General features: G+C 34.5%; 12 protein-coding genes. 10 read left to right on the forward strand and 2 right to left on the reverse strand.

Features of this window, described 5'->3' with window-relative positions:
- The first annotated feature begins 295 nt into the window (after positions 1-295).
- The 4 genes from ABW636_RS03560 to ABW636_RS03575 are packed head-to-tail and all read left to right on the forward strand — an operon-like array spanning position 296 to position 3,974.
- Positions 296-1,507, forward strand: coding sequence for a hypothetical protein (locus tag ABW636_RS03560; RefSeq protein ID WP_367588576.1), 1,212 nt, complete (start codon positions 296-298; stop codon positions 1,505-1,507).
- A gap of 13 nt (positions 1,508-1,520) precedes the next feature.
- Positions 1,521-2,048: a hypothetical protein gene (locus ABW636_RS03565; RefSeq protein WP_367588577.1), complete on the forward strand. Its 528-nt coding sequence runs from the start codon at positions 1,521-1,523 to the stop codon at positions 2,046-2,048.
- A 15-nt stretch (positions 2,049-2,063) separates the two neighbouring features.
- Positions 2,064-3,023 carry a DUF6175 family protein gene (locus tag ABW636_RS03570; protein WP_367588578.1) on the forward strand — a complete coding sequence of 320 codons (960 nt, stop codon included), beginning with the start codon at positions 2,064-2,066 and terminating at the stop codon, positions 3,021-3,023.
- Between the two features lie 12 nt (positions 3,024-3,035).
- Entirely contained in the window at positions 3,036-3,974 is a 939-nt protein-coding gene (locus tag ABW636_RS03575; RefSeq protein ID WP_367588579.1) for a hypothetical protein, read from the forward strand.
- A 262-nt stretch (positions 3,975-4,236) separates the two neighbouring features.
- On the opposite strand, the gene ABW636_RS03580 is transcribed toward ABW636_RS03575, so the two are convergent.
- Positions 4,237-5,427 (reverse strand): serine hydrolase domain-containing protein, encoded by a 1,191-nt coding sequence (locus ABW636_RS03580; RefSeq protein WP_367588580.1) that lies wholly within the window; start codon positions 5,425-5,427, stop codon positions 4,237-4,239.
- 95 nt (positions 5,428-5,522) lie between these two features.
- Positions 5,523-8,240: a DUF5916 domain-containing protein gene (locus ABW636_RS03585; RefSeq protein WP_367588581.1), complete on the reverse strand. Its 2,718-nt coding sequence runs from the start codon at positions 8,238-8,240 to the stop codon at positions 5,523-5,525.
- A 279-nt stretch (positions 8,241-8,519) separates the two neighbouring features.
- Here ABW636_RS03585 and rplM point away from each other — a divergent pair, with 279 nt between their 5' ends.
- The 6 genes from rplM (at position 8,520) to frr (ending at position 13,049) form a co-directional block, all read left to right on the forward strand.
- On the forward strand, positions 8,520-8,975 hold the full coding sequence (rplM, locus tag ABW636_RS03590) for a 50S ribosomal protein L13 (RefSeq protein WP_367588582.1): 456 nt from the start codon (positions 8,520-8,522) through the stop codon (positions 8,973-8,975).
- Positions 8,976-9,362 (forward strand): 30S ribosomal protein S9, encoded by a 387-nt coding sequence (gene rpsI, locus ABW636_RS03595; RefSeq protein ID WP_109851431.1) that lies wholly within the window; start codon positions 8,976-8,978, stop codon positions 9,360-9,362. It abuts the gene before it with no gap.
- Between the two features lie 128 nt (positions 9,363-9,490).
- Positions 9,491-10,306 carry a 30S ribosomal protein S2 gene (rpsB, locus tag ABW636_RS03600; protein ID WP_367588583.1) on the forward strand — a complete coding sequence of 272 codons (816 nt, stop codon included), beginning with the start codon at positions 9,491-9,493 and terminating at the stop codon, positions 10,304-10,306.
- A gap of 168 nt (positions 10,307-10,474) precedes the next feature.
- Positions 10,475-11,296 carry a translation elongation factor Ts gene (gene tsf, locus ABW636_RS03605; RefSeq protein ID WP_367588584.1) on the forward strand — a complete coding sequence of 274 codons (822 nt, stop codon included), beginning with the start codon at positions 10,475-10,477 and terminating at the stop codon, positions 11,294-11,296.
- Between the two features lie 429 nt (positions 11,297-11,725).
- Positions 11,726-12,433, forward strand: coding sequence for a UMP kinase (gene pyrH, locus ABW636_RS03610; RefSeq protein ID WP_367588585.1), 708 nt, complete (start codon positions 11,726-11,728; stop codon positions 12,431-12,433).
- A gap of 52 nt (positions 12,434-12,485) precedes the next feature.
- The gene (gene frr / locus ABW636_RS03615) at positions 12,486-13,049 is read left to right on the forward strand and encodes a ribosome recycling factor (RefSeq protein WP_367588586.1); all 564 of its coding nucleotides are present in this window, start codon (positions 12,486-12,488) and stop codon (positions 13,047-13,049) included.
- Positions 13,050-13,123: the final 74 nt, after the last annotated feature.

The raw sequence follows: 13,123 nt of genomic DNA on the forward strand, positions 1-13,123 counted from the left end.
TAAGACTTAAAATTTTCATATGTTTGGTAAAATTTAATCACATAAATACCCCCCTAGTATTATGACAAAAATTTACTTCTCAACTTTCTTTTTCTATATAAGAACACTTCTTCTACAAAACAAAATTACAATTACTTCCAATCTCGACAGTGAAAATTGTTTCACCGTCTATTGATCGTATACCTTTTCACTTAACGTAATACCCCTTTTTAACAATAAGGGCTCCTATAATAATCCGTCAAATTATAGCTTAGGAGTCATACATTTTATTAAACACATTAAAACTAATTAATCTATGAAAAAAGCACTATTATGCTTTCTGACTGCAGCATGTATTTCTGGTAATTATGCTCAGGAAAAATCGAATGAAGCTATCTACAGACGAAGTTCTTTATTTACCCTTATGGTAACCGATGAAAATCGAAAATACGCAGACGTTATCGAAGAAGCGTTTACTTCTGCAGAAATTCCAGAGAAATTTAACAATCATAACATCCCACTTAGAACAATTGCCAAAGTATATGACGAATCTTTGTCCAATGCAGAACTAAAGGAAGCTCAAAAAGGGGCTATTGATACTTATTTCTCTAAAAATAGTATTGCCAAACAAGCCATTGCAAAATGGTTTAACCGAAGTGACAAAGGAGGTTTTAACATGGATCTGGTATCAAAAAGAGGTTCTTATAACGCTACCGAATTAGATGTTAAAATTGCAAAAAACAGTGAAAGAGGATTGGCTTTATTAGCTGATGCGGGAGAAGAGTTAATCAAAAACACCTTTATCGTTGTTAATGATTTTAAATACATAAGCAAAGAGGAAGTCGCTCAAAAAGCCAAAAAAGGGCTGGCGTTAGCATCTGGTTTTGCAGGAAAATCGGGTCTGGGATCAAAACTAGCAGGAAAAGCATTAGATGTAGCTGGAAAAGGGTATGTAATAAAAACCACATCTCATTTATACAAACTAGTCTGGAATGATGAAATAGCGGCCACGTTTTATAATGACTATTGGATCGACGATGCCAGCATCGATGAAACCAGAAAAGCGGCATTCGAAAATTCTAACATTTTTAAAGTAGAACTAGTAGGTACAGAAGTAGCTTGGGCCGATTTACAAAGTACAATATTTACCAAAAAAAGTGAAGAAGAGCTTGTTGCAATTGCAACGGTTAAAGCCGTTGATGCTGTTATTGCCAAACTGCAAAGAAAATATGAAGTTTTTAGAACAAAAACACCTTTATTGAGTGGAGATCCTTTATCTGCAAAAATTGGATTGAAAGAAGGATTAGAAGGTGGAGACAAATATGAGGTTCTGGAACAAACTATCGGAAAAGACGGAAAAACTTTTTACAAACGAAAAGGCGTTATAAAAGTTGATAAAAAGCAGATTTGGGATAACAGATACATGGCTGGAGAGGAACAAGAAAACAAAGAAGAAATTAAAGAATATACTTTGTTTAAAGGTGGAAAAAATTTCTATTCAGGAATGTTAATCAGGCAAATAAACTAAAAAACCATTAAAAATGAATAAAGAGATTGTCAAAATAAGTATAGTAATGTTCATCGCTTTTTTTACGTGTACAATAAGTGCCCAAAGAAAAAAGAGAATTGCAAACAAAGACACCCAGGAATGGCGTTATGATATCGAATGCGAAGGTATCGCAAAACAAGGATCTAAACTTGTAAAAGTATGGTCTTACTCAAAAAACCCAAAATTTGCTATTGGGCAAGCTATGAAAAATGCTGTACACGGTATTATTTTTAAAGGGTATGCCGGAGGTGGAAATGGATGTACACCATTTAAACCCTTGGCTCGTAATGTAACGGCTGAAAAAGAACACGAAGCTTTTTTCAAAAGTTTTTTTAGTGATGGAGGAGAATTTAGAAAATATGTTACCGCTGCAGCCGATGGCAATATTGCTCCCGGAGATCGCTTAAAAGTAAGCAAAAGAGAATACAAAATTGGAGTAGTAGTAAATGTGGCTACAGATCAGTTGCGCAAAAGACTGGAATCAGAAGGTATCGTAAAAGCATTAAATGCAGGATTTTAAATCAAAAAAACTATCATGAAAAAAAACATAATAAGCCTTATAGCAATTTTTGTAGTAACGATTACTGTAAGCTTTGGTCAAGCCAAAAAGCCCACTCTTATGGTGGTTCCTAGTGATGTTTGGTGTAACCAAAATGGATATATGTTAAGTTTTGACAACCAGGGAACAGAAGTAAAAGTACCTGATTACAAAAGAGCTTTCCAAGAAAATGCCGAGGTATTACAGGTAATTAGCCAGATAAACGGTATGATGGCAGAAAGAGGGTTTCCTCTAAAAAATATGGAGTCTGCCATAAAAACACTAGAGTCTAACGCTGCAGAAGACAATATGCGTTCTTCAAAAGATACCGGAAGTGGTGTAAGCGAGAGTCCTATAGATGCCCTTAAGAAAGTAGCCAAAGCAGACATTATCATGCAACTTACTTGGACTGTTAATAGAACGGGACCTAAAAAATCGATCACGTTTAACCTTCAGGGATTAGATGCGTATACCGATAAACAAATAGCAACCGCAACAGGTACCGGAGCACCATCTTTCTCTGCAGAGGTTCCTGTATTGCTTTCAGAAGCAGTACTATCTCATATGGATAATTTTACCAGTTCATTACAAACACATTTTGATGATATGTTTGCAAACGGACGTGAGATTATTGTAAGAATACAAAAATGGGACGATTGGGACGGAGACCTTGAAACAGAATACGGAGATGATGATGAAGAGTTAGGAGTAATCATAGAAGATTGGTTAGCAGATAATGCTGTAAAGGGAAGGTTTAACACTACCGATATGACAGAAGACATGGCATTATTTGAGCAGGTAAGAATACCTCTTTTTAACGAAAAAGGAAGAGCTATTGATGCTAGAAGATTTGTAAAAGGCCTTAGCAAAATGTTAAAAAGCGAACCCTATGAAATCCCTAATAAACTTGTAATGAAAGGACTCGGAAGAGCTACTATTATACTTGGTGGAAAATAAAAAGACATAAAAATGAAAAAAATAATATGTATGGTGTTCCTTTTTATGGGAACCGTATTAATTGCACAAGAAAAAAAAGCTAGTGACGGTATTTCATTAGCAGCCTATGTGCCACAACAGGTAGAAGGAGTTCCGGCATCTGCAAAAAAGATGTTATTGAATCGTTTAACGCAAATTATCACAAAAAACGGAATCAGTAATAACATTTATAATTCGAGGTTTGTTCTCGCTCCTAATATTGCAGTAATAAGTAAAGATATTACCCCAACTGCGCCTCCAAAAACTGCATTAAAACTAAATGTCACTTTGTATATTGGAGATGGAGTATCTGGAACCTTATTTGCAAGTCAATCTATAGAATTAAAAGGAGTAGGAACCAATGAAAACAAAGCCTATATCTCGGCTATTAAAAGACTTAGTCCTAAAAACCCAGAAATCATAGAATTTGTAGAAAAGGGAAAAGAAAAGATTATCGAATATTACAACACCAATTGTAGCCTAATCATTAAGAAAGCGAGTGCTTTAGAAGCTCAAAATCAATATGAAGAAGCTTTGGCTGTTTTAGCAAATGTACCCGAAGCAAGTACATGTTTTAATAAAGTAAAGTCTAAGATAACATCACTTTATAAAAAGAGTATTGATAGAGATTGTAAGCAAAGATTAGCAGAAGCATCTGCGATATGGGCTGCTAATCAAGATATAAATGCTGCTAATGAAGCTGGTGAAATTTTGTCTGGTGTAGAGCCCCAAGGAGCTTGTTACAGCCAGGTAAAGGCATTATACGCAAAAATAGCTGCCAGAGTTAAGGATTTAAGCGACCGAGGATGGAAATACCAACTAAAAGTATTAGACCTAAAGAAAACGGCAATTAAAGCTGCCAGAGATGTGGGTGTTGCTTATGGTAAAAATCAACCAAAAAATGTTACTTATAATGTAAGAGGGTGGTATTAAAAGAACCTTCGTCTTATTTGAAATGATAAGGGCTTGATTTTAATGTTAAAATCAAGCCCTTTATTTTGCTACAACAAATTTATATTTAATTTAACCCGGATTATGCATTAAAAAATCTATTACAGCTTCCAATTGCTTCAAAAACTGGCGCTTTGCTATATTTTTTAATGTAACCATAGCGATGCTATGCTGAAACTAAGAAAATACCAGTTTTTATTGCACTTGAAACCTCCATAACGAAGTTCTAATGCAGAATCCGGGTTTAATCTATTACATCCAAATAAAAGTCATAGTAATTCAGAAAAGTAGGAATTACAGGGCCATTAAATGGGTTTGGCGCATTAAATAGTGCACAAATACCAATCCCGTTCTCTGGATCTATCAGCAATTGTGTTTTATATTGATTTACATTTCCGCCGTGATAGATAACTCTTCGACCTCTATAATCTAACACCCTCCACCCCATTGCATAATAAGAATCAGATACCCCATCCCACAAATTGACATAGGTATCTTCTGTACTGGTACATATTACAGGATTAAAGATATCTCTAAGACTTTCTTTAGAAATAACATTGGGATAATGACCCAACAAAATTTTTAAATATTCTCCCATATCAGAAATAGAAGCATTGATACCTCCTGCTGCTGCTACATTATAATAATTGCTATGTAATCTATCCCGAAAATATTTTTTTGAATAATGATTGTATTTATGTGGCTGTGCGACATTTGGATTGTTCTTTATCGCAGAAAAAGTACTGGATGCATTACTCATTCCAGAAGGGTCAAATATTCTCTCTTTAAGTAAGGTTTCAAAAGATACTCCCGTATTATGTTCCATAACTTTTTCTACCACAGAAAACATAGCATTTTGATAAGCATAGGTATGTCCTTCTTTTTCGACAACTCCAATTGATTTGAAATTGTTTACAATCTTATCTAGTGAAAGTCCTCTTTGTATTAAATTGGTATAAGAATACTTGTACAGTCCTGTTGTATGAGATAAAACATGTCTCAATTTAATCCTATTCGCTTGTTCTTTATCTCGTAAGTTAAATCCTTTTACCGCTTCCTTTACTCTTTGACCCCATTGCAACTCATTTCTATCCAACATATTACCAGCCAGAACAGCGGTTACTCCTTTTGATAAGCTTGCGATTCTAAAGACAGTATTTTCATCTACAGAATCTTTAGTATGAATCTTTTTTACGCCAAACCCCTTTTTATAAATAACGGTCGAATCCTTAACAATAACCACCGCAGCTCCCGGACACTCAGAAACATTAAAATTTGTTGCAAAAAATTTGTTATAATGCTCCAAAAACAATTTTAATGAATCTCTTTTTTCCTTTTGAGGTTCTTCGGTAATTACAGATACTTGATCTTCTTGTTTTGGGCTACTACAGGATACAAAACAAACTGTAAGGCATGCTAGATAAAAATGCTTCATAAAAAGATATGCTATTATCGCCGCAAAATACGCTTAAAATAACAAGCGAAGAAAAAAATATTTATAGAATATTGACTTCTAAACTTTCACATCATTTACAAAACAAATCGATAGGTTGCTTTTATCAAAAAAGTATTATCTGGTTGTTGATCCAAAATTTGATTATTTAAACTTCTAAACAATCCATCTGACACATCTCCGTCTCCTGTTACTCCCTGTGACCAAACCAAAAATATTTCAGATCCAGGTATATATTCCCATCTTAGAACCAAATTAGAACGAAACTGTACAAAAGAAAAATCTGGATTATCGAATGTATAATCCACTACATCGTCATTATCCTCATCAATCGAATACTCACCATCTTCTAATGAAATTTGATTTTGATTATATAGATGTATACGATCATTAAGATTTTTGGCGATTGGGTCAGCTACATAATTAAAATCAGAATACCTACCACGAGAAATAAAAGGTTGCCCATAGTATTGTATGGTTAGATTTGGATTTATACTATAATTTAATCGTATACTAGCACTTAAAGTTTGCTGATCAATATTTGCCGTAATATATCGCTGTGTTCCATTATAATCAACATCGGTTACATATTGTGTCTTATTAGGGTTCTCCTCAAACTCTGGATTAAGTGAGATACTAAGCGCATCAAAAGGTTGGTAGTTAAGTCTCAGAACGTATCGTCTAAACGCAAAATTATTTTGTCTTGCTGATGAATTTACATGTCCCATGGCAAAGTTAAATTTCTTTCTCTGGTCAGATCCAAAAAAAAGTACAGCGATATTTTCTTGAGAAAAACGGAAACGCGGTCCTCCTCTCAACATCGTATTCGTAAAAATTCGGGGTTTATGAAGCAATTCGACCTCGGTCCACCAGTTATTTGTATAATTGATTTCACCACCTAAATAATACTGAATACGATTGTAGTTTCCTTCAAAATCGAAAGCAGTAAATTGTCTAAATCGTATATTGGCTCTTCTATAAAATTTTGTCGGTTTTAAAAAAAGGTAGGTAATGTTAGCAAATTGCCTGATATCGTCTGCCTGTCTTAAAAACCCAACATCGTTTAATTCTAACTCTGGTGATCTCCAGAATAATCCAGCATTATATCGCCAATTTCCACCACCAGATTTACCTCCTCTAAGTTTACCACCTGTACCTGTTAAAGAAGTACGATTAGGATCTACAGAGACATGACCTGCATCTTCTCTTTGAAAAAGATGTGTAAGTGAGTTTTGTGTTTTCTCTATCGCTTCCTTAGATCCTTCTACATGACTGACTACAATATTACCTTCTACAAAATAATTTCTATCATTCCAGTTATGTCTAAAATCCAAGCCTCCGGTATAAGCGGCTTTTCTTAACACATTAAGATTATTTTCTCTAAGGCTTGATAATTCTGAGGTTTCATTGGTATTTTCATTTTCATAATCAATATTAAGCGTATCATCCAAATTCCTATTAGTGGCTGTAAAAATACCTCCTATAAAAGAGTTTCTCTCATTAAAATCTTTTTGAATCCTACTTACAAAATAATTGGTCATGGGTTCTACCACAGCTTCTCTTTTATTTCCATTTTCATCTTCTATTTTGGCAATCTCTCTAGAAGTTACACTTTCTAAAACACCAATAGACCATCCATTTTTGGTTTTACCACTAAATTTTGCGGCCCCCAGAATTGAAGTATTGCTAGGTTTGTCTACAAATTCATCATTTATTGGAGATGAATCATTAATAGGGTTTTCTCCTACCCCCCCTTGAGGGCTCCTACCTATTCTTCGAGAATAAAACACATTATCGAATCCATTTGCAAATTGATAATCAAAAATATTTTTGTTTTCTACAAAAAACGGTCTTTGTTCTCTAAAAAACACCTGAAAACCATCTAAAGCAATTGCCGCAGGATCGGCTTCTACCTGTCCAAAATCAGGATTAACTGTTAAATCGAGTGTTAGGTCATTTGTGATACCAATTTTTGCGTCCAATCCACCATTTAACTTAAAGTCACTTCCATCCCTAAATGGATTCCCTTCTTCTTCGGGATATGTATCTAATTGAGTAACCGCAAAAGGTTGAATTTCTAATTGTTTTTGAGCCTCAATATTTATCAAACCATGTAGTTCTCCAAACTCACTTATAAAACCAGAAACATCTTGTGGTATGCGCTGCCATACCGAACGTTCGTCATTACGAAAAAACAATCTATTAACTTGCAATCCCCATATTTGCTCTTTACTCTTTCCAAATTTTAGCTGACTAAGCGGTATTTTAATTTCGGCCGTCCAGCCTTCACTGTCTATAGCACTTGCTGCATACCATATCGGGTTCCAACTATCATCCCAATTATTTCCATTCTGAGAAACAAACTCGTCTCCCTTCACTCCGGCAGCAGATATTGTAAAAGCGAAAGCTGTTCTTTTATCATGATAGGTATCTAATATAAGTGTAATCCTGTCTCCCACAAAGCCATCTCTTCTAGACAATCTTTTTTCAATTTTATCTGGTTCGGTATCAAAACAGCGATATGCTACATAAAGGTATTTTTGGTCATATAAAACTTTAAACTTGGTTTGTTGACTTGGAGGAGTGTTTTCATCAGGTCTGCTTTCTATAAAATCAGACGCCCAATCTACCACATCCCAGCTTTTATCATTAATAAGACCATCAATTTTTGGTTCCCCCAAATCCAATATAGGTTTTGTTGTGTACACTCTTTTCTTTACCGTAGTTAAAGAGTCCTGTGCCAAAGAAAAAAAAGGCACTAAACAAAGAACCAAAAAATGGTGATAACATTTCATATTGATTATATTTTTGATTGATTTCCCCTTACAGATGATAAATTATCAAAAAATGTTGCAGTATTCCTTTCTGTTTAATAAAAGATTAACACATACCCCCCTATTTACCTACCAAGTAGTTGTATTTTCAAAACCCGTTGAACCATTTATTTAAAATTAAATGATGAAGCTTTTAAAATATTATGGATCACCTATTTGCTATATAAATATATAATCGTACATTTGCACCCCTATTTTATGATAGGAGAAGGAATGTTTAATTAAGAAAAAATAATTAGTGTGGACACATTAAGTTACAAAACAGTATCTGCTAATAAAGCTACCGTGAATAAAGAATGGTTGCATGTAGATGCTGAGGGACAGACTTTAGGTCGTCTTTCTTCTGTAGTAGCAAAACTACTAAGAGGTAAGCATAAACCTAGCTTTACCCCACACGTTGATTGCGGTGATAATGTAATTATTACTAACGCCGAAAAAATCAACTTAACAGGGAAAAAGTGGACAGATAAATCTTATATCCGTCACACTGGATACCCTGGAGGGCAAAGAAGTCTTACTGCTCAGGAATTGTTTGACAAAAATCCAGAGCGTTTAATCGAAAAAGCGGTAAAAGGGATGCTACCTAAAAACAAATTAGGAGCGGCTTTATTTCGTAATTTAAAGGTATATGCAGGAGCCGATCACAATCAAGATGCTCAGCAACCTAAAACTGTTAACTTAAAAGAATTTAAGTAGATGGAAGTTATTCACAAAATTGGTCGTAGAAAGACGGCTGTAGCTAGAGTTTATCTTAAAGATGGTTCTGGAAAAATTACGGTTAACAAAAAAGACCTTAACGAGTATTTCACTACTGCAACATTGCAGTACAAGGTAAACCAACCGCTTACATTAACAAGTAACGAAGACAAGTACGATGTAAATGTAAACGTATATGGTGGTGGAATTACTGGCCAAGCTGAAGCCGTTCGTTTAGCTATATCAAGAGCTGTATGCGAATTGGATGAAGAAAACAGAAGCATCCTTAAACCAGAAGGTTTATTGACAAGAGATCCAAGAATGGTTGAGCGTAAGAAATTCGGTCAGAAAAAAGCTCGTAAGAAATTCCAGTTCTCTAAACGTTAATTTATTAAAACAGAATTTGTTGTTACCTCGATTTGAGGGGTTAGTTTAGCATCTAAATGCACAAGGCCATACAAAACAAGTAGCCACTTGCGCATTGCTAATTCAACAGAAAGTAAACTATTACAAAAATGGCAAACAATATCGAAGTAAAAGAATTACTTGATGCAGGTGTACACTTTGGACACTTGACAAGAAGATGGGATCCAAACATGGCACCATATATCTATATGGAGCGTAATGGTATTCACATCATTAATCTATATAAAACTGCTGCAAAAATAGACGAAGCTGGTGAAGCTTTAAAAAAGATTGCAGCCTCTGGCAGAAAAATCCTTTTTGTTGCTACAAAAAAACAAGCTAAAGAAATCGTTGCTGAAAAAGCTAGCAAAGCTAACCAACCATATATTACAGAAAGATGGCCTGGTGGAATGCTAACTAACTTTGTTACTATTCGTAAAGCAGTTAAAAAAATGGCTGCGATCGATAGAATGAAGAAAGACGGTACTTTTAACACGCTATCAAAAAAAGAACGTTTACAGGTAGATCGTTTAAGAGCTAAATTAGAAAAGAACTTAGGTTCTATTTCTGACATGACTCGTTTACCTGGCGCATTATTTGTTGTAGATATTAAACGCGAGCATATCGCTATAAAAGAAGCACAGAAATTAAACATTCCAATTTTTGCAATGGTTGATACTAACTCTGACCCTCGTCAAGTACAGTATGTAATCCCTGCAAATGATGATGCTTCTAAATCTATAGACAAAGTAATGACTTACGTTAGCGATGCTGTTATCGAAGGATTAAATGAAAGAAAGGCATCAAAAAGCGAAGCTAAACCTGCAGAATCAAAAGCAAAAACTGAAACTAAAGCCGCAGCTACAGAAGTTGCTGTAGAAGCACCAGCAGTGGTTTCAGAAGCTGCAAAACAAGAAGAAGAGTAAACAGATTGACAATTTACAATCTTTTAAAATTCGAAGTTAAGTCACTACCATAAAAAGGAAAGCTTAACTTTAATATAAAATTGACAAGTCGTTTGGTTCTTTACTTTTGCAGTACTAACTAAACGACTTGTTTTTTTAAACACAACATAAATTAAACACTTAAACGATATGGCAAAGATTACCGCCGCAGAAGTAAATAAGCTAAGAAAAGCAACAGGTGCAGGAATGATGGATTGCAAAAAAGCACTTGTAGAAGCTGATGGAGATTTTGATAAAGCTATCGAAGTCCTTAGAAAAAAAGGTCAAAAAGTTGCTGCTAACAGAGCAGATAGAGATTCTACTGAAGGTGCTGTTATTGCAAAAGTTAATGAAGCAAAGAACAAGGGAGTTATCGTTTCTCTTAATTGTGAAACTGATTTTGTAGGAAAAAATGAAACATTCGTTTCTCTAGCTCATGAATTAGCAGAATTAGCATTAAGTGCTTCTTCAAAAGAAGAATTACTTACAAAAGACTTTAACGGTATATCTGTACAGGACAAGTTAACTGAACAAACAGGTGTAATCGGTGAAAAAATCGAAATAGGTGATTTTAGAGTACTAGAAGCTCCTTTTGTTGGTTCTTACATCCATGCTGGTAATAAAATTGGTGTATTAACAGGTTTATCTGGAAACGGAAACGGTGCAGACGAAGTTGCTAAAGATGTAGCAATGCAAGCGGCAGCTATGAATCCTGTAGCCCTAAACGAAGAAGGAGTTGATCAGTCAATTATCGAAAAAGAAATTGAAATAGCAAAAGATCAATTACGTCAAGAAGGGAAGCCAGAAGCTATGTTAGACAATATTGCCAAAGGAAAAATCAAACGTTATTTTAAGGACAACACATTGGTTAACCAAGCCTTTATCAAGGATAACAAAAAGAGCGTTGCTGATTACGTAAAAACATTAGGTGATGTATCTGTTGTAGCATTCGAAAGAGTAGCACTAGGATAAACCATCTTATTCTTATAAAAACAAAAACCGCTTCAATTTATGAAGCGGTTTTTTTTCGTCATTTCAGAAAAGTTCTAAACAGTGATTTTTTAGTGATTATAAACTAAACTAATTAATTTAATAAACTGCTATTGTATATAACCAACTCCCCAATTGGTTTTCTACTAGTGCTTATATCACTTTACGCTTTTACACGCATCACACTATTTTATCAACAATTCTATCCCCAACATTCTTTGTTTTCCCCGTAGCAAACGTATAACATATTTTACTACTAAACAATAATATCAATAGGGGAAAACAACCCTTTTTTTCCTACATCAAGAGTAGCTATGTTGTAAGATGGTTTTCAAAATTTTTAGCTTTATTTTCTAAATTATTTTCTAAATTAAGAATATGATTATATTTGCACCATAGTTAAACCTTGCAATGAAATACAAAAGAATATTACTAAAATTATCTGGCGAAGCACTTATGGGCGATCGCCAATACGGAATTGATCCAAAAAGACTAGCAGAATACGCACATGAAATAAAACAAATCACCGACAAGAACGTGCAAGTTGCTATCGTAATAGGAGGTGGTAATATTTTTAGAGGAGTAGCAGGCGCAAGCAAAGGCATGGATAGAGTTCAAGCAGACCATATGGGTATGTTAGCAACTGTAATTAATGGCTTAGCTTTACAAAGTGCCTTAGAAGATGCAGAAATACCTACTCGCCTACAATCTGCGGTAAAAATCAACGAGGTAGCAGAACCTTTTATAAGACGTAGAGCTTTACGTCATATGGAAAAAGGAAGAGTTGTTATTTTTGGTGGAGGAACAGGAAATCCTTATTTTACAACAGACTCTGCTGCAGTGTTAAGAGCGATCGAAATAAATGCAGACGTAATCTTAAAAGGAACTCGTGTTGATGGAATTTATACTTCGGATCCTGAAAAGAATGCAGACGCAACAAAATTTGATTTCATATCATTTGATGATGTTCTACGCAAAGGGCTAAAAGTAATGGACACCACCGCCTTTACATTAAGTCAGGAGAATGAACTTCCTATCATAGTTTTTGATATGAATAAAAAAGGAAACTTATTAAAGGTAATATCAGGAGAATCAATCGGTACCCAGGTAAACCTTTAAACTACAACATATTGGCTTATTTTTTGATTAATCAGAAGAAAAGAACTTAAAAATGAACGAAGAAGTAGATTTTATTATAGATTCAACTAAAGAAGCAATGCAAGCCGCTATTCTTCATTTAGAAAAAAAATTACTAAATATCAGAGCTGGCAAAGCGTCTCCCGCAATGCTAGGCAGTGTAATGGTAGAATATTATGGTGCTCCTACACCTTTAAATCAGGTTGGAAATGTATCTACTCCCGATGCAAGAACAATTTCTATTCAACCATTTGAAAAATCTCTAATTCCAGAAATAGAAAAAGGTATTATGGTGGCCAATTTAGGCTTTAATCCTATGAACAATGGTGAAAGTGTAATAATTAATGTACCTCCCCTTACAGAAGAAAGACGTAGAGACTTGGCCCGACAAGCAAAATCAGAGGCAGAAGACTCTAAGGTTGGAGTTAGAAATGATCGCAAGAATGCCAATAATGAAATTAAAAAATTAGAAAAAGACGGATTATCTGAAGACATGGTAAAAAACACAGAAGTGGACATTCAGGAATTAACCAATTCTTTTATAAAAAAGATCGATGAGATGTTAATCGCTAAGGAAAAAGAGATTATGACAGTTTAGCCTTTTGCACAAAGATAAATTTATTACATAAGCGTTTTCCTTTTTTGAAAACGCTTTTTTGTATATTCGTTTTT

The organism is Aquimarina discodermiae (genome assembly GCF_040786235.1).
Lineage (GTDB): Bacteria > Bacteroidota > Bacteroidia > Flavobacteriales > Flavobacteriaceae > Aquimarina.